We start from the raw sequence: 26447 nt of genomic DNA on the forward strand, positions 1-26447 counted from the left end.
ACCTCTAGAACTACTTCACGCACTTATCGATGAACCCGAGCGTGTTTGCATTTTCCAGGAGCGTCCTAACCTTGCTGCGGTCCAAGCCAGAAGGCACTTCCGCATCGATTTCCAAGCGCAGAGCCACCTCGCTGCCGGGCAATATCGTCAACTGCTCTACAATTGCCTCTATGATTTGCCGCATTTCATGCGCAGGACGTTCCGGCGAAATCATGACGGTGCCAATGAAACGAGTTGGATTCCGCTCCGGCTGAACGACAGGTCCAGTCGGTCGAAGGCCAGTTTGCTCAGCGGCCGCTTTCGTCGGTATATGTGCCGGTTCAGCCGTCGCCGCTGCGGCCGCGGCAGTTTCGACAGTCTGCTTCTCTGCCACATCGGGTTTTACGATAACACTGTCGGCGTCGATCACTACCGGCGCGCTCGCTCCGCTCTGCGAGACCAGTCCAACATAGCGGCCTGCCTTTTCATCCCAACGCTCCGCGTAGGCAAAGGGTCCAGGTACCATCGCGCTGACTGACGACCGCACCGTCTTGATCAGCACGTTCCGATCCTTGACACGCGGTAAATAGATATAGCGGTTCAGGTATTCCCAGAGGTCCCTGAGCGAGAGATGGCCCTTGCCGTTCCAGATGTACTTCTGCAATTCGCGGTCGAGGCGAGCTGGGCCGAGCTCAGGCAGGAGGCCCTCGTCGCTGGCCAGCTTCTTGCTGGCGCGTGACAACAAACCATCCTGCGCCGGAACCTTGGAAGTGATCCATTCGAGATCCGCCTGCGCACCATCCTGCATCGGGTAGATCAGGTAGCACCACGTCTCCTTCAGCCTCGTCTTTACCGTCTCCGCAGCCTCAGTGACTTTCGCCTTGGCCAGCGCACTGTCCCTCTGCGTCAGGTTCAGGCGATCTGTGTCCTTGACGATTCCCGTCCAGGCAAGCGAGGCGCGCATTGCCTCTTTCAGTCCGTCAAGCTGGCGCGACTCGGCGGCGAGGAAGATGAGCATGTTGCGATAGACCCGCGGGGTGGATCCGCGCTGAAGCAGAATGTCCTTTGCCTCGGTCATCGCCTCGGAGTTGTCGCGCCCCGAGTGGGGATGGGCCACGCCGAGCACAACCGCGCGAACCCCGCCGGGTTCGTCCGGAACATCAGCCGAATTGCTGGGTGCGACCTGAACCGTATCGAAATGCCCCCGGTCACCCAAGCCGTTGATGTAGGCCGCCAGCGCCTTGTCGATCTCCAGCAGGACGAGCGCTTCCTCGATCTGCCCTGCTCGATCCGCGGCAAGGCGATTGAGGCTCGCCGACATCGAGTACCAGTAACGGCCAAGGTCGCCATGCATGAACCGCGCGTTGTTCGCGAGGCGTCGGAGGGCGTCACCGAAGATGGCAGGACGCTCGCCGGGTTGCACGACGCCAAGGTGGATCTGTCGGTCATCCAGCCCCTTGTTGTCCTGTCCGTGGGTCGGCGCGGTCCCCATGAAGATCGCCCGCGCCACACGGCGGGTGGCCGAATAGCGATTGAGGTTCGGTGCTGACTGGTCGATCCGGTACGGAGTTGAGTTAGGCCCATCAACATCACCCGCAATGATTGATTGCCACGACACGTCGAGGTAATGCAGCAACTCCGGTTCGACCCGCGCTGAATTGATGGACACGCTGCCCGGCATGATGATCACTGAAGGGTCGTTGTTCATCCACAGCTCGTGGATCACCTGCGCCATTAGGCGCAGCACGCCACGGGTGCGCTGGAATTTTTCGAGCGAGCCCCAGCTGGTGTAAAGCTGGTCGAACAGCTCCGGATGGATAGGATAGGCCTTCTCCAGCTTACGACGGTAATCCTCGCCCTCGCAGTTCTGCGGGAACTCGTTGGGGCTGTCCCGATACATTTTAGCGAACTGCTTCAGCGTGTTGTCGCGATGGTGGAACTTGTCACCCGGGATATCCTTGAACAGGCGCCGCCGGACGATCTCATAGCTTTCCTCCTGGTCGGCCGGGCGCCAGCCCGTCTCGACCCGGCTGAAGGTCTGCTTCAGGCGCGACAGTGCCTCCTGGCCACCTTCCCCACCGACCTCGATCTGCGACGCAGGCAGCGATGCCACCAACAGCGTGCCCGGGCTCGCCTTCACCGCCTCGGTAAGAGACTGAACGAAGGACAGGTTCGAGTCGAACGACCCAGAGGGAAGGCCTTCGACCTTGTAGATCTGGCGCAGGTAGGCGACCCACTCATCGATCAGGATCAGCGACGGAGCGCACTGCCGGAACAGGTCTTCCAGCAGGTTCGAGCCCGGCGCGATGCCGTTCTCGTCGTTCTCGGCCACCAGCGCGTAGCCCGCCTCGCCGCCCAGCTGGAACGCCAGTTCTCCCCAAGTCGTGCGGATCGGCCGTCCGTAGTCCTTCTGTCGCTTCGCCGCATCCGAGGGACCATAGGAGGTGCCGACCAGCACCGCCCGGTTCACCTTCCCCGGCACGCTCAGCCCCTCGCGAGAGAACAGCTGGTCCAGCCCCGGCAGATCCTCGACCTTCGTGCCACCCGCCATGTGGTAAAGGGCCAGCATCGAGTGGGTCTTCCCACCGCCGAAGTTCGTCTGCAACTCCACCACCGGATCGCCGCCGGTGCCCGACAGCCGTTTCGCTGCGCCGATCAGCAGGGTCGACAGGCCCGAGGTCAGATAGGTGCGCGAAAAGAACTCCCGCGGGTTGCGATACTCCGCTGGCGCGCTGCCGTTGTGGACCTTCGCCAGGTCGGCCGCGAACTCGGCCTGCTGGAACTCGCCCGTGGCCACGTCCTGATGCGGCTCCACCACCTCGCGCCAGGGCAAAAGCCCCGCCACCGTTTCGACGGAGATATCCGACTTCTGGCTTTTCTTCCGCTCTTCGTTCCGCGCCAACTCGGTGAACTTGGTCCGCAGAATGGTGTCGCGCATGGCTGCGATCTTGTCGGCCGCTTCGCTTGAACTGACCGCCTCCAACAGGCGGCGCATGCTGTCCAAGGCCCGTTCCGCGTCGTCGTAGGTGAAGGTGCCGTCATGGGCGAGCTTGTTGCGGACGTCGACCAGTTCGTTGACGATCGAGCGGTGAGTCCGCTCCAGCGTCGTGCGGAAGCACTCGTTCCAGAACCGCTCCATGATCTGCAGGAGCTTCTGGGTGTCGAGCGTGAACTTGCCGTTCTGCTCAGGCCGCCACGTCGGGAACTCGGCGATCACCTTCTGTGGCCAGCCGGCGCCGAGGCCGGTCTCAAGCGATCGTATCACGTAGCCATGGAGGCCGTCGCGCATGAACTCCATGCCTTCAAAAACGTGCTGGCGCGTGCTTTTGGCCATCCTGGCGTCCTTAGATCTCGAATCTCATTTGACCGCTGCGGTTCGACAGCGTCACGGCGGCGGCCTCTCGGGTGAGGTCCGTCCAGTCGGCAATCAGAGCGTTGTAGGCGGTCGCCTCTTTCGCCTCACCTCGCTTCTCGCAGATGTTGTAGAGCACGTAGGCAAGGTCCCGAACCTCATCCGCTCTGGCCCCGATCTTCCTGAGCAGGACGGCGGTCTCGTAGCCAAGCCCATGCGCCTCGTGCAGCCGCACCAGATGCTGGCAGCATTCCCAGACGGTCAGGTGGCCATCGGCATCCGGCTCCCACTCCGCATCCATCTCGTCACGCTTCAGGATCCGGACCTTCCCCGCCGCGCTTTCCACGATCCCGGCATGCTTCACGCTTTCGACCGAGATGCCGCGCGCCGTGGCGATGTTGTTCGCCGTGCCATAATCGCCCACCTTCAACCCGTTCTGTTCGAACCAGGTGATGGCAAAGCGGGTGTCGGCGTCGAACTCGCCCTGGATGCCGCCGAGGTATTCGTCGAGCTCGCGGTTAATCAGCTGAAGAGCGACATCAACAGACATTGGACTATCGTCGGACTCCAACACGGCGCGATATCGCGAAAACACTCCGATTCCGGGTCCTATTGCACACTGAGGCATATCTGCAGGTGATATGTTGGCCTCCTGCAGTTCCCTTATGGCAGTTGGCAACTCACGCTTCAACGCACGGATGAATTCAGCCCTAGTGCAAGTTTCAGCAGTAGATGGCCGCTTGCGACAGACAAGAACGATCGAGCTCGCAAGAGCATTATTCCCGATAGCCACAGTGCGAGCAGATCGCTCCGTTCGCACAGGCCAAGTTCGGACAATTTGATACCGAGCCTCTAGAACGGCCTGAAGAAAGGTGATCCAGCCAGACGATGTCATGCCCTCCTTGCCAATTTCACTCTTCTTGAAGGCATAGTAGATTGCCGTAGGACTATCATTCCGATCTTTGGACTGGATTGACGTCAGCGCATGCGTCATCCCAGTGAGGAAGAACTGTCGCGCACTTGCGTCTGAGCCTTGTCGATATCGATCCGCGATAAGCTCTTCGGCCTTCGGCACTAGTAGAGTCCCAAACTGGTCTGGGAACAAATGTCCGACGCTTTGTTTCATCCATACATAGAAATAGTCTGAAAGGTCTGCGTAGCTGATATTGCTGTAATAGGGCGGATCGGTTGAGATCACAGCATTCTCGGGTATCGGCGCTGCCTCTGCACTAGCCTGAATTACTTGGCCAGTGCTCGCAGGGACGAAATTTTCGATAGCCTTTCCTACCCAAGTTACAGCGCCCAAGAAGTTTCCGGTGCTTTCGCTAAACGGATTCGCCTCAACAAAGTCCCAAGTCATTGCAATACCTTGACGAGCGAATGTGAAACGAATGAACCCATCAGCAGCCCAAGTAGCCATACTACTGCCAGCGTCAGCAACTCGATCGATGGCAAAGGCAAGATACAGGCAAATGGCTGATGCGTATTGATCCGCCACCTCAAAGCTAGTCCGGGAATCCTCACATTTGGAAGAAAGCAGGTCATCCTTGATCTGCTTATGCACCTCGGCAATACAGGCAACCAGTGTCGACATCGCAACTTGCTGCCTGGGAATGAAGTAGTCCGAAAAGACGTTAATGCCATACCTTCGACCCTGAGCGTTACTCGCAAAGGTACCGCGGCAAACCTGCTGAGGGAGTTTTTCCGCAATGTCCGGATTCGACAGCAGTTGCTTGATATTCTGTTCCTGATAGAGAAGATCAACGTTGACGCCAGAAATGTAGGCCTTTGCGGATTTAATCTCTGCAATGGCAGCGATTAGCCGACGTCCCATCCTGCCTTTCAACGCCATATCGTCAATGTATTTCGCTGGGATAGGTGTTCCAGTGAGAATACACTTAAAGGCCGCGCTACCAGTTTTCGTACCGCTGCTAAAATCGTCATGGAAGCGATCATTCTGCGCGGAATCAACTTCGAAATGATAGGCCTTGTTTGCCTTATCAATAACTGGGCGCAACCAAACCTCTTGTCCTTCGCTGTTTCGCAGGGTGTAGCTGGAGATCAGCGGCACCTCCACATCCGCAAAGGCCGGGTCCGGGCTAGGCACCGTCCGCGCCCAGATCCAGGCGATCACCGTCGCCTTGCCGCCGCCATACTCCTTAGGCAGGTCTACCTGCGGGTAAAGATGCCCGATGCGCTCCCACGCCTTTTCGCGCATCCATTCGCCGTAGTATTTCACATCCTCGGCCAGCCCTTCGGCGTTGCGATAGAACGACCGCTCCTTGATGCCGGGGTGGATGGGGGGCATATCCTTGAACTTCGGCGGGATCTCGATCATCGCCTTGCCGATCATCACCGCCACCGGGTTCAGGTCTGACCCATAGGCAGGCAGGCCCAGCCGCTGCGCCTCGAGCGGGATCGACCCGCCGCCCGAGAACGGGTCATAGACCGGCGGCAGCACCCCGCCGCAACCGCGCCGGATTTCCGCCCGCGCGCGTTCCAGCACCTCTTCGTTGGTCGAGTTCTCCCACTTCACCAGGTCTTCGATGATGGCAAACAGCCGCTGCCGCTCGCGCTCCTGATCCTCATGGGTGGGGAACTGGTCGGAATGGCTGGAGGGATCATCCACCAACTGAGCAAACAGCACCGCCCGGCACGCCGCGAGCGGCCGCCGCGCCCACCACAGATGCAGGGTGCTGGGGTGCCCATGCCGGATCGACTTCTCCCGCGCCGAGGCAGCGTTGATGGCCTCCAGCGGGATGGCGACTTCGATCAGCTTCTTCTTGTAGGCTTGGGACTGCGGCATGGTGGTCTTTCAGAAGTTCTCGTCGTTGTCGGCAAGCCAACGAGGCGCGGGCTGCGGGGTCAGGTATGACCCATAGTTGGCCGCAGGTGGAAAGGGAAACCATTCCATCTCGTGGGTGCCAGAGTCTGTCACCTTGCGCATGCGCAGCGCGCCGTACTCAGGCTCAAATTCACTGAACAGGTAAGGGACATAGCCGTACTCGCAGACAGCGAGAAGTGTCGCGTACCACCCGGCATAGGCGTAATCCAGGCGGAAGGCGGCGCGGGCGATTTCCGGGAAACGCTCGATGAACTTCAGCGCCAGCTGGTGCGCGGACATGCCGGGTGCATCTTCCCATTCGAAGTACTTCGATCCGTTGGCGCAAGTATGCCGGGCGAGAAGTCGGTTATCGGCGGCTTCAAACTCTGGTCGGCACCGCACACCAGACTGGTCGGCGTACTCGCCCGGGAAAAGGTAGATGCGATAGGCGAGAGGGTATTCGTAGGGAAAGACCCGGAGCCCCTGAAACCCCTTGCCATGGAGGATTCCAACCATCCGCAAAAGACGCAACGCTCGTCGCCAGTATTCGTCGACAAAGGGTTTCGGCTCCTCGATAAAGGCACGGGCCGGGACGGTGTATGTCGTGCGGGTGTTCTGATGCATAGCGTTTGCCTGCCTATCGAGGCGCTTCCGCCCGCTCAAGCAGGCGCTTCAGGTGGAACTGGATGGCTGTGTGCTCGAACGAGGGTTCGTGGTCAGACAGCGCCCCCCGGACATAACGAGGTTCCTGTGCGTAGCCACTCTCGATCTGGACGATGGCCAGGATGTACTTTTCGGGTTCATGAAGGGAAGTGATGATCTCCTGCCGGGTCAGCATGACCGTGTCGGCGCCATCGATCCGACCCTTGACCTCTATGAAGCGCAGATGCTGGGTGCGCGGATCGTAAGAGGCGATGTCATAGCCCACTTTCTGCGCCGACACATCGCGCGGCTCGTTCCCCAACGCGCGTTCGGCAGCCATGACGGCATTCATCGCCATCAACTCACTCACCCTCCGCGCCTCGGGATCTTCGGCGAACGCGCCTGCACCGGTTGTGACTGGGGTAGAGAACTGCGCGTCCAGCAGACCCTGAGGAACCACAACCATGCCGCCTCGGACGCGCGGTGGCTGTGCCGAGATGAACCGCTCCTTTTCTAGCAACTCCATCCGCCGCTTCAGGCGATCGGCCAAGTCCTCAGCGCGACGCGTCGCATTCTGCCAGTTCAGCCGCGTCTTCTTGCCCGCCTTCTCGTCTTCACGCAGCTCGAAGGCACGATTGTCCCAGAAGTTGATTTCCTTCTTCAGCCGAGCCTTCACCTCTCGTTCGACCTTGGCGATTTCGGGCAAGCGCCGCGCTCTGACATCTGCGACGTGACTCTGGGCCAACTCCACAGTGGCGAAATGGGCGACCGCCTTCTCAAGGTCTTTTCGTAACCAATCCTCGTGAAGCTTGTCCGAAACCTCTTCTATCTCTTTCGCCGTTGCCGGTCGCAGGTTCAGGTGCGGCGCGGTGCCGGCGTTCGACACAACGCCTGACTTGTCGATCAAGGCGAACTGGAGCTTTTCTGACACGACGTGAGGCCTGCCTGTGCTGGTGGGCCGGGCATCCTGAATACTGTGCTCCAGCAGGAAGACTGCCGAGATCTTCTGGCCAGGATCGGTCTCATCGACCATGACGGCGCCTTGCTTCATCAGGTGGTCGTACTGTTCGCGAATGATGCTGATCAGCGCCTCAAGAAGTGGATGACCGGGACAGACGAATGTGGCCACCGGCTGCTGATTGACCTTGGCCTTCTCGAAACAGATGCGTTCGTACTTCTTCTGCACTGGCGACCCTGTCCCGATCTGTCGGTCCCGTTCGCGGATGCTCACCGGCACATGGGTAATTTCCCAGCGCCCGTCTTCCCGGGCCTTGATCTGTCCGCCTAGCCGGCGGAATGCGTCCACAAAGAAGCTCTGGATATGATGGGGCTGCAGGCGCTGCGCTTCGGCGCGCTCCATGTCTAGGCGGATTTCCTGAACCTTGGCAGCAGGCATTGTCTCATTGGTAAGCGACCTGCGTGCCAGCAGGTCAAGAAGGTGTTGCTGGTTGACCGCGCCGTCGACTGCCTCAAGCAGCTTTGCCTTGACGCTCGGCTGCTCGCCATACTGGATCGCCTCAAACAACAGATCCTTGAGGGCCGTTCCCTCGAAGAGTTCGCCAAGTACGTCATAGACCCTGCCGCCGAGCGCCTCGCGAGCGGCCTCCAGCTTTTCCAGCAGCCGGGCATAAACTTCGCCTTCGCGCGTGTCACTGGCCACCAGGTTCCAAAGATGACAGACTTCGGTTTGCCCGATCCTGTGGATCCGACCGAAGCGCTGCTCGATCTTGTTCGGATTCCACGGCAGGTCGTAGTTGACCATTAGGTGCCCACGCTGAAGGTTGACACCTTCGCCCGCCGCGTCGTTGGCGATCAGCACCAGCATGTCGCGGTCCTGCATGAACCGCTCAACGATCTTGCGGCGATCCTCGCGCGACACACCCCCGTGGATGACCTCAACGGCATCCGATCGCCCCAGCCGCGCCCGAACCTTCTCGTGCAGGTAGAAGAGCGTGTCCTTCGGCTCGGTGAAGATGATCAGCTTCCGGCGATTGCCATGAGTGTCGACCATCAGTTCGTCGTCGAGGATCCGGTTCAGTTGGCACCACTTCGTGTCATGGCCCGAACCCAGAACGCCGAGCGCCATCCGCTCAAGTCCCTTCAGCGTCTCGACCTCGAGCGCCAGCTGATCCACGGTTTCAGCCGTGGTGGCAGTTGTCGAGATCCGGTCTTCGATGTCATCGATCTCGTCCTGACCGAACTCTTCGAGGTTCTGAAGCGCATCCTCCGCCACATCCGGCAGGTCAAAGCCGGATCGTGCGCCACGCACCACCAGCCGCGCCTCGGCCAGCTCGGCCTCCAGCCGTTCCCGCCGTCGCTTCAGTGACTGGTAGATGGCGGCCGGGGAGGAGGCCAGGCGACGCTGCAGGATCTGCAGCGCAAAGCCGACATTGTTGCGCTTCTTGCCATCCTCTGCTGCGAAACGCTGGACCCGGTTCATCTCGGTGCGAACGTATTCCGTCACCGCCGAATAGAGCGCCGCCTCTTCGGGCGACAGGTCGTATTTCACGGTGTAGGCCCGGCGCTCCGGGAACAGCGGCCTACCGTCAAAGCGCAGCAACTCTTCCTTGGTAAGGCGGCGCATCATGTCCGCGGTGTCCGCGTAGTGGACGCCGTCGCGGAACCGGCCTTCGAAGCGATCGCCATCCAGCAGCGCCATGAACAGCTGGAAGTCCTGCTCATGGCCGTTGTGCGGCGTTGCAGACATTAGAAGCAGGTGGCGACAGGCTTCGCCGAGCCGCTGGCCGACCCGATAGCGCTTGGTATATTTGGCCTCACCGCCAAAATAGGTTGCCGACATGCGATGGGCTTCGTCGCAGATGATCAGATCCCAATCAGCGGCCTGAGCCAGCTTTTCCTGTAGCTCTTCGCTACGCGCTAGGACGTCAAGTCGAGCGATCAGCCGACTGCGGTCGCTGAACGGATTCCCCGAGCGTGAGTTCTCGATCATGTCCCGCGTCAGGATGTCGAACTCGAGACCGAACTTTTCGCCAAGTTCGTCCTGCCACTGCTCGACCAGGCTGCCCGGCGCTACGACCAGGCAGCGTTCGAGGTCACTGCGCGCAATCAGCTCCTTGATCAGAAGTCCCGCCATGATGGTCTTGCCGGCGCCGGGGTCGTCGGCCAAGAGAAAGCGCAGGGGCTGGCGCGGCAGCATCTCTTCATAGACAGCCGAAATCTGATGGGGCAGCGGATCCACCAAGCTGGTGTGGATGGCGAGGTAGGGGTCGAAGTAATGCGCCAACTTGATGCGGTTCGCTTCCGTCACCAGCCGAAGAAGGGCACCATCCGCATCGAACGACCAAGCCCGCCCGCGAGCGTCGATCTCGATCCGTGCCTGGTCGTCACGGTAGAGCGTGGTTTCGGCGACGCTCCCGCCAGCCAAACGGTAGACGAGGTTGATCGCTTGGTTGCCGATCCACTCGACCGACACCACGTCAACCGATTGACCGGGAAGAACACCACGGACGCTCGCGCCGTTCCTGATGTCTTCCAGCACTGTCATGACTCCCTCCATCTTCCAGTCGTCGCGATCAGGGCAAACCTCGGCCTGTCGCAGACCTTTCCCGGCTTCTTGACCTGAAAGAGCCGGCGACTCCAGTGATAGAGTGAAAGGCGAACCTCAGGCTGCAAAATGGCACGCCTGCGGCAACTATTGGTCACCGTGCGGCTCAGGCTGATTGTTGACTGACAGGCAGGAAGCCGCGTTGGCCTCCAAGGAAGAGATGGACTTCGGCAACCTCATGCACCAAACTCAGCAGTTGCTAAGGGCCTTCGATCCGACAAGTTCCAGCAGCGAGGCCGACCGCATCCGCACCATCCAGACCTGGATGGACGGTGAGACCGAGAGGCTCGCGATCATCGACACGCCATCTGGCGCAAACCTGATGTTTGGCAGATGCCAGATTGGTACTTGGAGCAAAGGGAGCGGGCGCCTGAAGCTTCGAGCTGGCAACGAACCTTTGACGGGGCTGCAAAGTCAAGAGATTGCACGTGATGAGATCATGTCTCTTCTGCCCCACATGATCTTGGGCCTGCTCTGGACGCGGGATCTGGTAGCGCGCGGCTCACATCTGGGCAGTTGGCTGGGACCGATGGCCACCTCATTCGCGGAAACCTACGAGCGGATGCGGTTTAGGCGCGTGCTGATCCACGCGGCAGAACTGGGTGCCTAGCCAACTACCCTTTCGTGCTGCCTGTCAGGCAGAAGCAAGCCAACGAAAACCTAAGCACTGGCCGCTTCGAGGTCATAGCTACAAAACGAGCACCACCGCAGCGGGCGCGTCATTTTGCCTCATGCCGGTCAGGTCCTGGCGGGTCATCCGGTGACGTCCCGCCTACGGCAGCGCCGCGAAATCTCCACGACGGAACCCTTCGCTCATCCGGCGCAGTTCCTCCGGCGCCAGCACCTCCACAGCGTCGCCCCACTGGTAGAGGTGCCAGGCCATCTCCAGCCAGCCGCTGGCATGGAAGCGGACGGTAAGCGCGCCGTCCGGCTCATCGGTCAGTTGCTGGCGCGGGTGGAAGACGAACTCGCGGGCGACGTCGGCGGCCGCGGGGGCGAAGCGCCAGACCACCTCGCCGTATTCGGGCTCGGCGTGGTAGGAGCCGAAAGCCCGGGCGGCGTGGTCTTCGAGGTTGAACGCCGGGTCGCGGCAGAAGGAGTGGGGCTCCAGCCGGGCAGAGGCGATGCGGTCCATCCGGAAGTGCCGGAACTGGCCGTCGCCGCCCTGAACCTTGGCGACGAGGTAGCGACGGGTGCCGAGCAGCAGGCCGTAGGGTTCGAGCAGCCGCTCGCGCGAGGAATTGTCGCGGCTGCCGGCGTAGCTGATGGTCAGCACATACGGGCCCTTCAGCGCCTCGGCGATGGTGGCGAGCGCCAGAGGGTCACGGCGCACCCGCGGCCCGGGGCGCGAGGCAAAGCCGTTCGCTTCCAGCATCGCCTCGGCATCGGCCTCGGCCCGGCGGGCATGGGGTCCGGGCATCACCGACAGCAGCCGGTCGCGCAGCGAGGTCAGCGCGGCCACCTCGTTCGTGGCGCCGTCGCGGCCGGCGCGGCGGATGCCCATCTCCAGAGCCGCCAGTTCGCTGTCGCGGATGCCCTGGGCCAGCATCAGCCGCGCATCGCCGGCCTTCAGCTTCCAGAACTTGCGCCGCTGGTCGTCGGTGACGGTCTCGACGTTCGGAAAGCGTTCTTCGAGCGCCCTGGTCATGCGCTGCGCGGTGCGGTGATCGACGCCGAACTCCTCCTCGATGTCCTGCAGGCCGACGCCCATGTGGCGCGAGGCGGCCATCTCGGCGAGACGCAGGAGGTCGGCTGCCTTGGCGAAGGACATGTTGCACCATGACAGGAACTGACACCAAGGCAAACTATTGGGATCCCTGCGGTCTGTCGACACGATTCTCCCTCGGGACCATTTCAGCACGATCCTCCTTCAGCGACAGCGAGGGGTCGGCAGGCCGCACCATTCCCTCATCGCGGCCCGGCTCCTGTCCGGCAGAAGCCGCAGTGGCGGGTTTGCCGCAGTCCCTGTCCAGGAAACGCCCGCTCCGCGAGCATGACAGGATCTGACAGGATGCCGCGGCAGGGTGAACTGGTTATCCTTGCCGAGGAGCCCGCCGATGACCCTTCAGTTCCCGAACCCGAACGCGTCCCGCCCGCTGCGCCGCTCGCTGAAGCGCGGCTTTGCCCGCGATGCCCTGGCGAGGGCAAAGCCGCCGAGGCCGATCATGCGGCAGTCTTCGCCCTGCTGCGGCAGGTGGCCCCCAACCGGCGGGCGATGGAGCGCGGGGTCCTGCGGCTGCGCCGGCTGCCCGGCCTTGTCCTGGCCGGCATCGCCGGTGACCGGCTGGTGATCGTGCTGCGGAACAGTTGTGCAATGGAAACGCGGTCGGAGGGGATGGACGTCTTCGCCGAAGACGCGCTGATCTACACCCGGCTGACGGTGGAACCGGGGAGGGCACGCATGCAGAGCTGGATCAACCGGGCGAGATTCAGCCTGCATGCGCTGGAGCGGCTGGTCGAGCGCAGCACCTGCGCTCTGGGGTCAGATTTCCTCGGCGTGGTGGATGGCGAGGCGGCGGCGCTCCTGAAGCGGTGCCTTGCCGGCGGCATGATCGAGCATGACGGTGACAGCTACCTGCGCGCGAAGGAAGAGGGCGTCTGGGCCGGCAGCCTCGACCTCACCCTGCCGGAGGCCGACTGGGGCGTGCTGACGCAACCGGAGGCGCGGGTGCCGACCTTCTCGGTCCGCACCTTTCTCGAGCCGGACGAGATGAAGCCCTGCGTCTGGCTGCGCTGGCAGGACGATCCGCGGCTGTCGCTGGCGGCCTGAGGCGGGACGATGAAAAGGCTCGACACCGGCATCCTTTTGTCCGCCACCGACCTCATGCGGTTCATGGGCTGCGCTCATGCCACCGCGCTCGATCTGGCCCATCTCCGGGGCGAGGGTCCGGCACCACGCGAGGACAGCGAGGATGCGCAGCTCCTGCAGAAGCAGGGCGATGCGCATGAGGCGGCCCATCTCGGCCGCCTGAAGTCGACAGGGAGGCGCGTGATCGAGATCGCCCGCGGCAGTCTGGTCCGTGACGCCGAGGCGACGCGGGCGGCCCTGGCCACGGGCGCCGAGGTGGTGTTCCAGGGTGCGCTCTTTGCCGGCAACTGGGGCGGCTGGTCGGACTTCCTCGAACGTGTAGAGCGACCCTCCGACCTCGGCCCGTTCAGCTACGAGGTCACCGACACCAAGCTGAAGCGCAAGCCCTCGCCGAAGCATGTGCTGCAGCTGGTGCTCTACTCGGATTTGTTGACCGGCATTCAGGGCGTGGCGCCGGAGCACGCCCATGTCGAACTCGGCAGCGGCGAACGGGCGACCTTGCGTCTTGACGACTACGCCGCCTATGCCCGGCAGGCGCGGGCGCGTCTGGAAACCTTCGTCGCAGCGCCGGGTCCCACGCGTCCCACACCGACCGCCGACTGTGGCCTCTGCCGCTGGGGCGATCACTGCGCCGAACGCTGGAAGGCCGAGGACAGCCTGTTCACGGTCGCCAACATCACGCGCCTGCAGGTTGGAAAGCTGGAGGCCGCCGGGATCGGCACCATGGAGGGGCTGGCAAATCTCGACCATCCGATCCGCGGCATGGCGGAGACCACCCGCCTGCGTCTCGTGACGCAGGCCCGGTTGCAGCACGCCCGCAAGACCGGCGCGCCCGCGTTCGAGCTGCGCCCGCCCGCACCGGGCAAGGGCTTCGATCTGCTGCCCGAACCGCAGCTGGGCGACCTCTTCTATGACATCGAGGGCGATCCGCATTACGAGGGCGGTCTGGAATACCTGCACGGTGTCTGGACGGACGGCGCGTTCCACGCCTTCTGGGGCCATGACCATGCCGCCGAGGCGCAGGCGCTTTCCGACCTGCTCGACTTCTTCCGCGCCCGCCTTGCCACCCATCCCGCCGCGCGGATCTACCACTACGCCGCCTACGAGATCACAGCGCTGAAGCGCCTGACCACGAAGTACGGGATCGGCGAAGCTTTCCTCGACCGGCTGCTGCGCGAGCGCCGCTTCGTCGATCTCTTCGCCGTGGTGCGCGGCGGGCTGATCGGGTCGGAGCCGAACTACTCGATCAAGTCGATGGAGGCGTTCTACGGCCGCAAGCGCGAGGGCGAGGTGAAGACCGCGGGCGGCTCGGTCGTGGCCTACGAACGCTGGCGCGAGACCGGCGAGCAGCAGATCCTCGACGAGATCGAGGATTACAACCGCGTCGACTGCGTCTCCACCGAGGAATTGCGCGACTGGCTGGTCGGCATCCGGCCGGAAGGTCCGTGGCCGGTGCGCGATGACGACGCCGCCAGCAAGGAAGCCGAGGAGGACGCCGACGCGGCGGCCCTGCGCGCAAGCCTTGCCGCCTCCGGCCTGCCGCCGGACCGGCAGGAGATGCTGTTCAACCTCGGCCTCTTTCACAAGCGCGAGGCCAAACCCGCGCAATGGGCGGTGTTCGACAGCGTCGGCAAGGATGAGGACGAACTGCTCGACGATCTGGATGCGCTAGGCGGACTGGAGGCCTTGGGCCCGGCGGTTCCGGTCAAGCGATCAGTGGCGCGCAGCTACCGCTTTCCGCCGCAGGAGACAAAGCTGCGCGGCGGCGGCAGTGCGACGGTCCCGGTGGAGGATGGTCCGCCGGCGACCGTCACCATCGAGGCGCTGGACCCCAGCTCGGGCGAGATCACCCTCAAGACCGGACAGGCGAAGGCGCATCTCCTGACCGACCGGCTGACGCTGCACCCGGACTGGCCGCTCGACACCAAGGTGATCGCCGCCGCCCTGCGCGAGGTCATCGCCGACCAATGCGGGCCGCGCCGCTTCACCGCCGTCGACGATCTTCTGTCGCGCGCCGTGCCGCGCCTGACCACGGGCCCGCGGCCCGACCTGCTGGCGGGCGCCGATCTGGTCGCCGGCACCATCGCTGCCGTGACCGCGATGGACGGCACCGTCCTGCCAATCCAGGGCCCGCCCGGCACCGGCAAGACCTATGTCACCGCCCGGGCGATCCTTACGCTGGTGCGCCAGGGGCATCGTGTCGGCGTCGCCTCGAACAGCCACGAGGCGATCCGCAACGTGCTGATGGGATGTCTCTCGGCCCTTGAAGAGGCCGATCCCGACATCACGCTGGAGAACGCCGAACTGGCTCACAAGGTCAGCACCGGCGAGAACGGCTATCCCGAAGGCTTCAAGGGCATCACCCGCGCCACGTCCAACGACGATGCGGCACTGACCCGCGCGCATGTCGTCGGCGGCACCGCCTGGTTCTTTGCCCGTCCCGAGATGGAGCAGCGCTTCGACTGGCTCTTCGTCGACGAGGCGGGGCAGGTCGGCCTTGCCAACCTGGTGGCGATGGGGCGGGCGGCGCGCAACATCGTGCTGGTCGGCGACCCGCGCCAATTGCCACAGGTGATCCAGGGTGCCCATCCCGAGCCCGCGAACCTCTCCTGCCTCGACTGGATGCTCGGTGAGCACGCCACCATCCCGCCCGACCGCGGCATCTTCCTGCCGGAGTCGCGCCGTATGCACCCCGATGTCTGCCGCTTCATTTCGGATCAGGTCTATGAAGGCCGGCTCGAAAGCCACCCCGACACCGCCCGCCAGCGCGTCACCGGAACATCCTTCCCCGAGGCCGGAGCCTTCTGGCTGCCGGTCACGCACGAGGGCAACGCCCAGACCTCGCCGCAAGAGGTGGCCGCCATCGCGGCCGCCGCAGGCGATCTGCTGAAGGGCCGCTGGTCCGACAGGAACGGCACTTCGCGGCCGATGCGAGCCTCCGACATCATCGTCGTCGCACCCTACAACGCGCAGGTGAACGCGCTGCGCCAGGCACTGCCCGATGCCATCCGCGTCGGCACTGTCGACAAATTCCAGGGGCAGGAGGCGCCGGTGTGCCTCGTCTCGATGACCGCCTCCTCGGTCGAGGAGACCCCGCGCGGCATGGAGTTCCTGTTCTCGCTCAACCGCATCAACGTCGCCGTCTCGCGCGCCAAGGGTCTCGCGCTGGTCTTTGGCGCGCCCCGCTTGCGCGAGGCGAAATGCACTACGGTGGAACCGATGCGACTGGTAAATACTTTGTGCGCTTTGCCGAAATGGAAGGGAAAGTGAATGTGGGAAGACATTGAAGCATGTATCGCCAAGAATGATGCGGAGGGGCGAAACCCGCGGCGTCGCGCGTTGATGGCAGCGATCCGCGCGTCCGGCCTTGTGCCGAACGGTGGAGCAACGAAAAAAATGGTCGGGTTGACCGACCCGAAAGGGCATACGCTGGCTTGGGAGCTGACCGGCCAGGCAGTGAACTTTTTCGTAGCCTCGAAATGCAAAGACGCGGTCCATCAGGCGAAGCTTCCTTATGAGGACAAGCTTTACCTCGACGGAGTGAAGGATGGCGGTCGCCATTCCGCTTTGAACCGGCCGTGGTCCTTTCCTCAGGCAGCCTGTTTGAAAGTGAAGATCACCACTTCGCAAGATCTTGCTGCGCTATTGAAGGCACTCGCGGGCCCGAATTAGGAAAATGCGTCAATATTTCCCGCCATGCTGTCGAAGGCGCAGTGGATGCACACTCTTCAGGACGGTAAACCTGGCGCAAGGACCTGTGGCAGATCGCAGTGTGCGATGCAGAACGCGCACGATACGAACCTTTCCGTCGCCGCGATGAAGAAGATCAGGTAGCCCCATGCCGAGCGGCGCGCAACCTCTGCAAAGATCGCGGCGCTCGGAAGAATTGCTTGGCCGTTCCGCTACCTTCCGCAGTCGTGCTTCGATCTCGGCAATGAACGAGACGGCGCGGCGCGGGCTGTCGAGCGCAACGAAGTTGTCGATCTCGATGAGACCCCGCGCGCCGTCGGCAGGATGGTCAGGCAAATTACGCTCAGCTCCTGGCTTAGTTCGCGCACCTCTGCTAATCCCTGGTCGACCGGGCAGCTGTGAGCCCAGCCTTGATGGCCGCGCGCAGCGTTTCGAGATCGCGGCGTTCTGCATCGTGGCCTCTCGTCCAGTGCCGCAGCGCCTCGTGTCTGACCTCGCTGGTGGAGGCAATTCTCCTCCAGCGACAGTCTCGCAGCCCTTTATTCTGCCAGCAGCTTCCGCACCCCGTCCGCGGTCCAGGCCCGGCCGGTGGCGCTCTTCAGCCCTTCGTCGTTCAGCTGCGTGGCAGTCTTCGACAGGCTTAGCCCCGCCTCGCGCAGGGCGGCGGCGCGGGCAACGGCGGCTGTGAGGCGCGCTTCTTTTCCGTCGCTCCAGTCGCGCTGCCGCTCGCGCCAGCGGGCGAAATGCGTTTGCGGCTCGAAGCGCTGGCCGTCGAGGTCGATCTCGTCCGGGTAGACCGTCTCGAGCTCCAGCCCGAGGTTCGCGCAGGCGTCATGCAGCGGCGCGTGGCCGCGCCAGTTCTGGACTTGCGCGAAATCGACCACCAGCAGCACGGCCCGGTGTTCGCGGCAGATCGGCACCACCCGCTTCAGCCCATCGGCGACATGCCGTGTGCCGCGGTCAGGGGCGAGCTCCATGAACACCTCCTCGTGGACGAGCTTCAGGTCGTTCGTCTTCGCGTGCCGCCGGATCAGTTGCACCTGGTAGCGCACGGTGGTGCTGAGCCTTGCCGCGGCATCGGCCTCGCGCGGCAGGGCGGTGAAGCCCTGCCACGGCACCGGCAGGGTCCAGTAGAAGCCGACCGCGTTGCGCATCCCGTCCCTCCCAATGCGGAAAATCCCGAGCTTTCCGCGCTGCTCCGCATCCGAGCTAAGCCTCGGGCATCGAAGCAAAGGAGGATCTGATGATCCAGAGCCAAACCGCACCCGCGACGCTGTTGCCCGAAGTTGTTGGCGCCGTGACCGAGGCCGGCGCACTGATCCGCGCCGAGTTCCACCGCCCGGGCGGCCCGCGCGGCGACCTTGACCACGCGCCGGTCGACTCCGAGGTCGAGGAACTGCTGAAGGCGCGGCTGATGCGGCTGCATCCCTGCGGCTGGCGCGGCGAGGAGACCGCGGGCGTCGATTGCCGCAGCCTCGATGCCTGGGTGGTCGATCCGCAGGACGGCACGCGGGACTTTCTCGTCGGCCGGCGCGGCTCGGCGATCTCGGTGGCGCTGCTCAGGCGGGGCGCGCCGGTGCTGGGCGTGGTCTTCGCCCCGGTGGCGCCGGATGATGCCGGGGACCTGATCGCCTGGGCCGAAGGCACGGCACTGACCCGCAACGGTCGAGAAATTCAGCCACAGGCAGCTGGCGCCGCACCGGTGATCGCGCTGAACGCCAGTTCGGCGGATGGCGCCGCCGTCCACCGCGAGGCCTTTCCCGGCCTGCGCATCCGGGCGTTGCCGAGCCCGGCCTACCGGCTGGCGCTGGCGGCCGTCGGCGAGGTCGATGCCGCGCTGAGCCATGCCTTCGGTCTCAGGTCCTGGGACATCGCCGGCGGCCACGCGCTGCTGATCGGTGCCGGCAGGCTGCTCGTCGATCTTGCGGGCCGGCCGATCGACCACGCCCGCGACCACTTCAACGGCGTGATCGGCGGCGCGCCGGCTCTGGTGGCGCAGCTGGCCGCGCAGCCGATCCCGAGCGTTCCCCGCCGCTCTCGGCAGCCCGCCCGGCCGAAAGCGCCCGAGCCGAATGTCCTGCGGCTCTCTCGCGCCCAGGGCAGTCTGCTCGGCCAGCTGGCGGGTGACGCGCTCGGCTCGGCGGTGGAATTCCAGAGCGCCGCCGCGATCGCCCGCAGCCATCCCGGCGGTGTGCGGGATCTTGCCGACGGCGGCACTTGGGACCTGATCGCTGGCCAGCCGACCGACGACAGCGAGATGGCATTGGCGCTGGCGCGCTCGCTGGTGGCCGAGGGCGGCTTCCGCCCCGAGGCGGTGGGACAGGCTTACGTCGACTGGCGCCGCTCCGGGCCGTTCGACATCGGCTCCACCACGGCGGTCGGGATCGCGGCGCTGGCCGAGGGTCGAGCAACACGCTCCGACAGCCAGTCGAACGGCGCGCTGATGCGGGTGGCACCGATCGGCATCCTCTGCGCCGGCGATCCGGTCCGGGCGGCGCGGCTCGGCGCCGAGGACGCGCGGTTGACCCACCCACATCCGGTCTGCCAGTCTGCCAGCGCCGCCTTTGCCGCCGCCATCGCCGCTGGAATTGCCGGGGCTGAACCGAATGAGATGGCGCAGGCCGCCTTCGATCACGCCGGCAGCGGCGCCGCGGCAGAGGCCGTGCGCGCGCGTCTGACCGCGGCCCAGACGGCGCCGCCCGCCGAGTTCCAGCGCCAGATGGGCTGGGTGCTGACGGCGTTGCAGAACGCCTTCCACCAGCTGCTTGGCGGCGCCACCCTGGAGGCCGCGCTGATCGCCACCGTCGCGGCAGGCGGCGACACCGACACCAATGGCGCTGTCTGCGGCGCACTGCTCGGGGCGGCCCAGGGGCGAGACGCCGTGCCGCTGCGCTGGCGCAACGCGATCCTCACCTGCCGTCCGGTGCGCGCACCCGGCGTGAGGCATCCGCGCCCCGCGACCTACTGGCCCGACGATGCGCTGGCCCTTGCCGAAGCGCTTCTCGCGGCCGAAAAGTGACACCCGAGATGACCGAGACACCCATGGTCCACCTTCCCGAAGCCACCGCATATGGCGGCGTCCTGATCAGCATCGACCGCAAGATCCTCCTGCGCGAACCGACGAACCACTACGGCGGCTATGCCTGGACCTTCGCCAAGGGCCGCCCGGATCCGGGCGAAACCCCGGCCGAGGCGGCACTGCGCGAGGTGTTCGAGGAAACCGGCTACCGTGCCGAGATCCTCGGCGCCCTGCCGGACGCCTATCCCGGCGACACCTCCACCACCGCCTTCTTCCTGATGGGACCGCTCGGCAAGCAGGGCAAAGCCGGCGCAGAGACTGCCACGACCCGCTGGGTCGGTTTCGACGAGGCGGCCGGGCTGATCGGCCAGACCACCAGCAAGGCCGGCCGCGCGCGCGATCTCGCGGTGCTGCGTGCGGCAGAGGCGGCGATGGCGGCCCTCCCTTGGGCGCGGCGTCCCGCCTGCTGCAGGGAGGACTGGAAGACGAAGCCGCTGCCGAAACGGCACGAGTCTCGCGCTCGACCAGATCTACGATGCGGCGGCGGCCTGGCGGATCCGCAAGGGCTTCTTCCCGGTGGCGATGGAGCAGAAGTGGTTCGCCTGGTTTGACGGCTCCGTCCTGCACCTGCACCGCAGCTGGACCGGCGTCTGCATCTTCCGGGTCGGCTTCGCGCCGCAGGGCGACGGCCTGCGCGCCGTCTCGGTGCTGGTGAACCGCGAGCCTGCGCAATACCTCGAAACCGACGACACGGCCGATCGCCGGCTGGTGCTGGAGGTGATCGACGGCCTCTTCGTGCTGAGCCCGGACGAGCGGCCTCTGGACAGTTTTGCCGAAGCCTTCAAGGCACTGGCGCAGCCGAACTACCTCGGCTCGCCCGCGGTCGTGTCAAGCCTGCTGCATACGGTGATCGAGGCCGCGATTGCCTTCGGGAAGCGCGAAATGAGCTTCACCGTCGTCTGGGATGCGGTCTGGACCCTGAGCCAGGAAATCGCCTCGGGCGAGCAGTATGTCCGGATACCGGGCTGGCATACCGCGGGGGCTCTGGGCCAGCGTCTCTGCCAGTGCTTCGCCATCCCGCGCGAGCCGCTCTTCGACGGTGACCTCGATCATCCGGTCTGCGAGGCATTGATGGCGCTATTTCTCAAGGTGCGCGACATGGTGCTGGCCTTAGAGGCCGATCCCGCGGCCACGTGGAACCCCCACGCGCCGACCCGAATCAACGCGCTTCACGACCGGGCGGTGACGGTATTCCTCGGCACCAGCGATCTCCTGCATCCCAGCCGAACGATCGACGATTTCGGTTGGGTGGAGGCAGGAGAAGGGTGAGTCGATAAAGCTACTTCGGGAGAAACTCGAGCTCCTTGCCCTCAGTAATCCTCCGAGCAGCCGATAATCTTGAGGATCGGATGATACCGCCGCCATCCCCGGGATCGGCACGGCGGATTGCGGCAGGAGTGATCGCGTACCAATGTCTGCGGGCTTCCGATCGAAGCTCGCGCAACGCCCGCGCAGCACTCCCTGCCACCATTTTGCGTTTTCGTCGCCTGCGCCGAGACTGTCGTGGCAGTTTCTTAAGGTGCCCGGCAAGATGTCCCCGCTCTCGCAGAATTCAGAACCGAACCGGAAGGACGACTTCGACGTCGACCGCCGACCAGCCATCGAGACCTCCGATCTCTTCAACGACATCCATGTTGCCAGGTGGCTCGAGGCCCGAGGTCTCTTCTCCACCTGTCCGGGCGAGGACGCGGGGTATGATCACCTCGAACAAGGCGCTGGCCACAGTGAGGGCGAGACCGCGCGATTGCATGAGGACGTCCTGGATCTCTGTCGCGCAGCCAGGCGCCTTGCCGCCCTCGGCGCCGCGACAGAGGTGCGTGACCTGCCGGACGCCGACGGTGAATGTCTCGAGGGTGATGATGGGATTACGGCTTCGCCGGGATCAATGCCCATCCCTTTTGCGGACCTTCGCACCGGCATCGGACCGGACAGCAGGCTTTCGGCCCATGGCAGGGCCGTCACGGGCCAGCGCGGCGCGGCGGCGACAACACAGCTGCTTCGCGTGAGGACCTTACTTCAGCTACCGCTGATCGAACGAGTAATCAGGACGCAACGCAACATTCGCTGTCGCGCAGGGCATGCGGCGCGGGGGCCGCCCGACGGGGTGGTCGCGATTTCGCATGGCCGTTGATTGGCATCAGACACGAGCAGGCATCGGAACGGTCGGCATTCGCTTCGACCAGCGAGCGGGCTGCTTACCGACGGGTTTGCTCCTTCGCGACCACCATAGCGTTCTCAAGCGGAAAACCACCGACCCCGGCGAGTTGCTCGCCGGGCCGAAGGTGCATGACTTCTCGCGGAGCACGTCCGTCCCAAGGGGCTGCACGTGGTCGGTCGCTTTCCAGTTGTCGTCGGAGGGCTGATCAGGTTCATGCGCACTTGCCTGCAGTCGGTGCCCTGATTCGACCTGCGTGGTGCGCAACCATGAAACTTCCGTAGCAGTCGGCAGCAGCCGCAGGTGGCAAACCAGGTCCGGCTTCGGCCGAGTATGAGGACGGCATCCTTCGACACGCCCACCATTCCCGATGCCGCAGCGTCTTTGGCTAACGTCATCTTACAGTGCCCGCCGACCTAACGGGTGCTCGGTCACAACCGTGGACAAGTGTTCAAGCGTGGCAAGGTTGGCGGTACTTCCGATCTCGGACCGACTCCAGCGCCCGCCGGAACCTGGCAGTGATAGAACCGCTCCAATCGCCATTCCCTCCCCTACCGCCCCCTCCCCCACCCGAGAAGCGCATAACGATGCGCGCCGAAGGGCTGATCTCTTCCCGATGGAGTAGCCGCCTCAGCGGCGCCGATGATCGGGAACAGGGCGGCTGCGTGCAGCCGGGGGACGGGAACCCGTCCCCATACCCTGCTTCAGACAGGGCCAACCCTTTCCGTGGTGGGGGTAACGCATCATGACAGGTTTTACCCGAGGACGAAACGGGCCACGCGCAAGGAGCCACGGCAGACCAGCCCGATCAGCTCAAGCGCATCCATTTCTTCAGGTCATGCCCACCGTGGGCTGAGACCCGCCGGTCCGGGCGAGCCCATCCGGATTCCGGTCCTCGAGCTGCCGTTCCATGGACATGCCGAACGGATGAGGCCGAGGCTTGTCGGGGGCAAGCCCCTCCGCGCCTCAGGGGAAGGGGGCGGTAGAGGGAAGGGGCGTGAAAGGATTTTCGGAGCCGTCGCCTAGACTCCGTCGATTGAGGTCAAGGAGACAAGGCATGGCCCGCCCCGGAGATGGAAAACCCCGCTCGAACTCCCGTCGAACGACAGTGCGGCTGACGAAGCGGATCACCGAGGAGCAGATGCGCCGCTTCGAGATCCGCGCCGAGATCGCGGGCTTCGAGACCGCGCAGGACTATCTCTCCGCGCTGATCCTTGGTGAAGCCGATGATCGCATCCGGCGCAAGGACGCCATCACGCTTCTGGGTCACCTCGGAAGGATCGGGTCGAACCTGAACCAGGTCGCCCGGGCGATCAACTCGGGGCGTGTGGCGGTTCTCGGTCCCGTCGAGCAGCGGGTGCTCGAGGAACTGCGGGAAGCGGTCGAGGGGATCGGCCGCGCTATCCGCGGGAGCCTCGGGTGATCTGCGAGATCATCAAGGTGCCCGGGGAACCGGGCTCCGGTGCCGGAGCGGACGCGTTCGAGCCGGGCGTTCACTATGTCTGCCAGAAAGCCTCCCGCGTCGAACTCCGCAACCTGGCATCCCGCGACTGGCGGGACGCGGCGGCGGATATGCGGCTGACGGCCGAGCTGTCCGAGACGGTCAGGAAGCCCTACTACCACCTCGTCCTCTCCTGGCACGAACATGAGCGGCCGACCGATGACCAGCAGGTCGCGGCGATGGACCAGCTGATCCGCAGCCTCGGGCTTGAGGAGCACCAGGCGGTGATCGGCACCCATCGCGATACGCCGCGATGCCATATCCATGCGGTGATCAACACCGTGCATCCGGTCACGGGCAAGGTCTGGTCGAAGTCGAAGGACCACGAGAAGGCCGAGCTTGCCTGCCGCCAAATCGAGCTGGACCAGGGCTGGAGCCACGACCGGGGCCATTTCGACCTCACGGTCGTCGTGACCGAGGGCCGCCGTGTCGCCCAGCTGCTGCCGAAGCCCGCCGCGCACTGGGACAAGGTCAGGGCCGACCGCGAGGCCGGGCGGCGCCCGAAGACCTCGGCCGAGATCCGCACCGAGAAGCGGACCGGGTTCGAGACCTTCGATCACAGCCTCCCCGATCCGCTGAAGGCGAAGGTGCGAGCGGCGGTGGAGGGATCCGCGGACTGGCCGACCCTGCATCTGGCGCTGCGCGAGCTCGGGCTGTGCTACGAGCCATTTGGCTCGGGCGCCCGGGTCCACCTGGTCGGCTCGACGGAATACGCCAAGGCCAGCTCGTTCGGGGCGTGGTTCTCGCTTTCCCGGATGGAAAAGCGCCTCGGACCCCATGTCCCAGCAGTCGGCGATCCGGAACCGGACGCGGATGCCCACCTGGATCACCCCGTCCCCGCCAGCCCGATCGGTCTTGCAGGCGCACCGGCGCCGGAGGACGAGAAGGCAACCCGGGCGGCGGCGTTCAAGGTGACCCTGCTGCGCCGCCTCTACGTCAACATCCACGTCGACCCGCGCATTGCCCGCGACATCCGGTTGGTCGCGCTCGACGAGAAGCCGCCGCGGATCGCGTTCCGGGACGGCACGACGGTGCGCGATCACGGGCCGGAACTGACGACCTCCGCCTCCACCCGAGCCGCCCGCGCGACGATGATCGCCATGGCGAAGGCCAAGGGCTGGACGACGGTGGTCCCCTCCGGCGAGGATGCCGACTACATCAGGCAGATGTCGCTCGAGGCGGCGGCGGCCGGCCTGCGGGTCATGGATGTTCCGCCGGAGGTGCAGGCCGAGGCGGACCGGATCTACGCTCGGTGGCAGGCGATCCGGCCGATGATCGACCACCACGCCGAGGCGGCGCGGCAGGCGCATCTGGAGGACCAGGCCGACCGGGAGGCGGCCGTTCGGGACAACGCCGCTGCTCGGAAGCATGTCGCCGACCAGAAACGTGAGGTCAGCGCCGAGGCCCAGGCGGTGATCGATGTCATCGGGCCTGGACGTGAGCCGGCCGCCACTGAGAAACGGCGAGTGGTCCGCGAGGTGCGCGACCGCCTGCTCGCGAGCCTGCCCGACGCGCGGAAAGCGCCGAAGCCGCAGCCGGCACCGGACGCAGCGAACTCCGATCCCGCTGGTGCCCGCCGCATCCAACGCCAACTGCGCGAGAACGATGCACGGGAACTCGACGAATTGAAGCGCCTCGACATCGGCATGATAGCCGCGGCGGGCGGCTGGTCCGACGTCTCGGCCACGCATCCCGACAGTTCGGACCGGCAGGGTCGGCGCTACCGCATCTACCAGCGCGGTGGTGACACGATCAAATGCACGCTGACGAAGGCGGGCCACTGGCTCTGGACGTCGAACAAGAGCGGCAGGGCCGGATCGGTGTTCGACCTCTGGCGCCTCGACAACCCGGGCCGGAGCCTCGGCCACGCCCGCGCCGCTCTGCGCCAGCTGGCCGGAACGACCCCGGTGCCGGCCCCGGCCGGCCGTCCGGTTCCTGCAGTGCCCGCCGATCCCGAGGATCACGACCACACCGCGGCCCGTCAGCGATGGGAGCAGGCGGGCATGCTCGGGCGGCGCGGGACCTATGCCGAGGTCCGTGGTATCGCGCGCAGCACCCTCGGCCGTTTCGCGGCCGAGCTGCGCCGCGGCCCGTTCGGCGGCATCCTCTTCGCCCACCGCAACCTCGAGAGCGGCGACATCCAGGGCTTCGAGCAGCGCTGGGAGAAGGACGGCGCGAAGAACCGGGCGCGGTTCGCGAAGGGCGGCCGGAAGTCGCTGTGCGTTCTGGGCGACCGGCGCGGCAGCACTCGGATGGTGGTTTGCGAAGGCGGCCTCGACGCCCTCGCGGTGGCCGAGATCGAGAACCGCACCGACACGATCTACGTCTCGACCGGCGGCGGCTTCGGCCCGGAGACGGTACGGGCTTTGGCCCGACTGGCCGAGGGCCGCCGCGTGTTCGGCGCCTTCGACGCCGACCTGGCGGGCGAGACGCTGCACGCGCGCCTTGTGACCATCGTCCCCAGCGCGCGGCGGCTCGCCCCGCCGGGCCAAGTCGCTGAATCGAACCGGATCTGCAAGGATTGGCTTGAGGCGCTGAACGCAACGAAGAGGACCCGCCCTCTACACCCACCAGCCGACAGCCCCTCGCACCCGTCGCAGGCTCCCCTGCCCGCTCCGCCCCAGGATGGCTGTCCGTCACCCGGCTTCGACTGATGCGGCGTTCAGACAGGCTACCCGCATCGCCACCGAGGCTGCCGCTCGGGGCCGTCAAGGGCTTGGACCACGCTGCCCGCCGCCGTTCACCGGCTATCCCCATGGGGTCCGACTCCCCTTGCTCGCACGGCCTCGGACGGGCAGGTCCGGCCGCGTCTCCTCCTGGACACCCTGACAAAAATCCCTAACCTGGCCCG

General features: G+C 64.9%; 16 protein-coding genes. 10 read left to right on the forward strand and 6 right to left on the reverse strand.

Features of this window, described 5'->3' with window-relative positions; genetic code table 11:
* Positions 1-10: 10 nt before the first annotated feature.
* Genes CK951_RS18110 through CK951_RS18125 form a run of 4 tightly spaced genes read right to left on the reverse strand, consistent with a single transcriptional unit; the run spans position 11 to position 10302 of the window.
* A complete protein-coding gene (locus CK951_RS18110; RefSeq protein WP_096787622.1) occupies positions 11-3313 on the reverse strand; it encodes a DUF499 domain-containing protein in 3303 nt (1100 codons plus the stop codon).
* A gap of 10 nt (positions 3314-3323) precedes the next feature.
* On the reverse strand, positions 3324-6137 hold the full coding sequence (locus CK951_RS18115; protein ID WP_096787623.1) for a DUF1156 domain-containing protein: 2814 nt from the start codon (positions 6135-6137) through the stop codon (positions 3324-3326).
* 9 nt (positions 6138-6146) lie between these two features.
* The gene (locus CK951_RS18120) at positions 6147-6779 is read right to left on the reverse strand and encodes a hypothetical protein (protein ID WP_096787624.1); all 633 of its coding nucleotides are present in this window, start codon (positions 6777-6779) and stop codon (positions 6147-6149) included.
* 13 nt (positions 6780-6792) lie between these two features.
* The gene (locus CK951_RS18125; protein ID WP_096787625.1) at positions 6793-10302 is read right to left on the reverse strand and encodes a protein NO VEIN domain-containing protein; all 3510 of its coding nucleotides are present in this window, start codon (positions 10300-10302) and stop codon (positions 6793-6795) included.
* 202 nt (positions 10303-10504) lie between these two features.
* Here CK951_RS18125 and CK951_RS18130 point away from each other — a divergent pair, with 202 nt between their 5' ends.
* Positions 10505-10972 (forward strand): hypothetical protein, encoded by a 468-nt coding sequence (locus CK951_RS18130; RefSeq protein WP_096787626.1) that lies wholly within the window; start codon positions 10505-10507, stop codon positions 10970-10972.
* A gap of 162 nt (positions 10973-11134) precedes the next feature.
* Here the strand turns inward: CK951_RS18130 and CK951_RS18135 are convergent, their stop codons facing one another.
* Positions 11135-12133 carry a YafY family protein gene (locus tag CK951_RS18135; protein ID WP_096787627.1) on the reverse strand — a complete coding sequence of 333 codons (999 nt, stop codon included), beginning with the start codon at positions 12131-12133 and terminating at the stop codon, positions 11135-11137.
* A gap of 240 nt (positions 12134-12373) precedes the next feature.
* On the opposite strand from CK951_RS18135, the gene CK951_RS18140 reads away from it, so the two are divergent.
* Genes CK951_RS18140 through CK951_RS21200 form a run of 3 tightly spaced genes read left to right on the forward strand, consistent with a single transcriptional unit; the run spans position 12374 to position 16843 of the window.
* Positions 12374-13132: a hypothetical protein gene (locus CK951_RS18140; protein ID WP_096787628.1), complete on the forward strand. Its 759-nt coding sequence runs from the start codon at positions 12374-12376 to the stop codon at positions 13130-13132.
* A 9-nt stretch (positions 13133-13141) separates the two neighbouring features.
* Positions 13142-16441 (forward strand): TM0106 family RecB-like putative nuclease, encoded by a 3300-nt coding sequence (locus tag CK951_RS18145; RefSeq protein WP_198402470.1) that lies wholly within the window; start codon positions 13142-13144, stop codon positions 16439-16441.
* Positions 16442-16843 (forward strand): hypothetical protein, encoded by a 402-nt coding sequence (locus CK951_RS21200; protein ID WP_157764666.1) that lies wholly within the window; start codon positions 16442-16444, stop codon positions 16841-16843.
* A 557-nt stretch (positions 16844-17400) separates the two neighbouring features.
* Here the strand turns inward: CK951_RS21200 and CK951_RS18160 are convergent.
* The gene (locus tag CK951_RS18160; RefSeq protein WP_096787629.1) at positions 17401-18015 is read right to left on the reverse strand and encodes a recombinase family protein; all 615 of its coding nucleotides are present in this window, start codon (positions 18013-18015) and stop codon (positions 17401-17403) included.
* An 89-nt stretch (positions 18016-18104) separates the two neighbouring features.
* On the opposite strand from CK951_RS18160, the gene CK951_RS18165 reads away from it, so the two are divergent.
* The 6 genes from CK951_RS18165 to CK951_RS18190 all read left to right on the forward strand — a co-directional run bounded on the left by CK951_RS18165 (position 18105) and on the right by CK951_RS18190 (position 26250).
* Entirely contained in the window at positions 18105-19880 is a 1776-nt protein-coding gene (locus CK951_RS18165) for an inositol monophosphatase family protein (protein WP_096787630.1), read from the forward strand.
* A gap of 8 nt (positions 19881-19888) precedes the next feature.
* Positions 19889-20491 carry an NUDIX hydrolase gene (locus CK951_RS18170; RefSeq protein ID WP_096787631.1) on the forward strand — a complete coding sequence of 201 codons (603 nt, stop codon included), beginning with the start codon at positions 19889-19891 and terminating at the stop codon, positions 20489-20491.
* Positions 20463-21209 carry a hypothetical protein gene (locus tag CK951_RS18175; RefSeq protein ID WP_096787632.1) on the forward strand — a complete coding sequence of 249 codons (747 nt, stop codon included), beginning with the start codon at positions 20463-20465 and terminating at the stop codon, positions 21207-21209. The genes CK951_RS18170 and CK951_RS18175 overlap by 29 nt, the downstream gene beginning before the upstream one ends.
* Before the next feature lie 262 nt (positions 21210-21471).
* On the forward strand, positions 21472-22071 hold the full coding sequence (locus CK951_RS21205; protein ID WP_157764667.1) for a hypothetical protein: 600 nt from the start codon (positions 21472-21474) through the stop codon (positions 22069-22071).
* 1081 nt (positions 22072-23152) lie between these two features.
* Entirely contained in the window at positions 23153-23518 is a 366-nt protein-coding gene (locus CK951_RS18185) for a plasmid mobilization protein (protein WP_096787634.1), read from the forward strand.
* Complete coding sequence (locus CK951_RS18190; protein ID WP_096787635.1) at positions 23515-26250, forward strand: relaxase/mobilization nuclease domain-containing protein; 2736 nt, start codon at positions 23515-23517, stop codon at positions 26248-26250. Before CK951_RS18185 ends, CK951_RS18190 begins: the two co-directional genes overlap by 4 nt.
* The last annotated feature ends 197 nt before the right edge of the window (positions 26251-26447 follow it).

The organism is Rhodobacter sp. CZR27 (genome assembly GCF_002407205.1).
Taxonomy (GTDB): domain Bacteria; phylum Pseudomonadota; class Alphaproteobacteria; order Rhodobacterales; family Rhodobacteraceae; genus Cereibacter_A.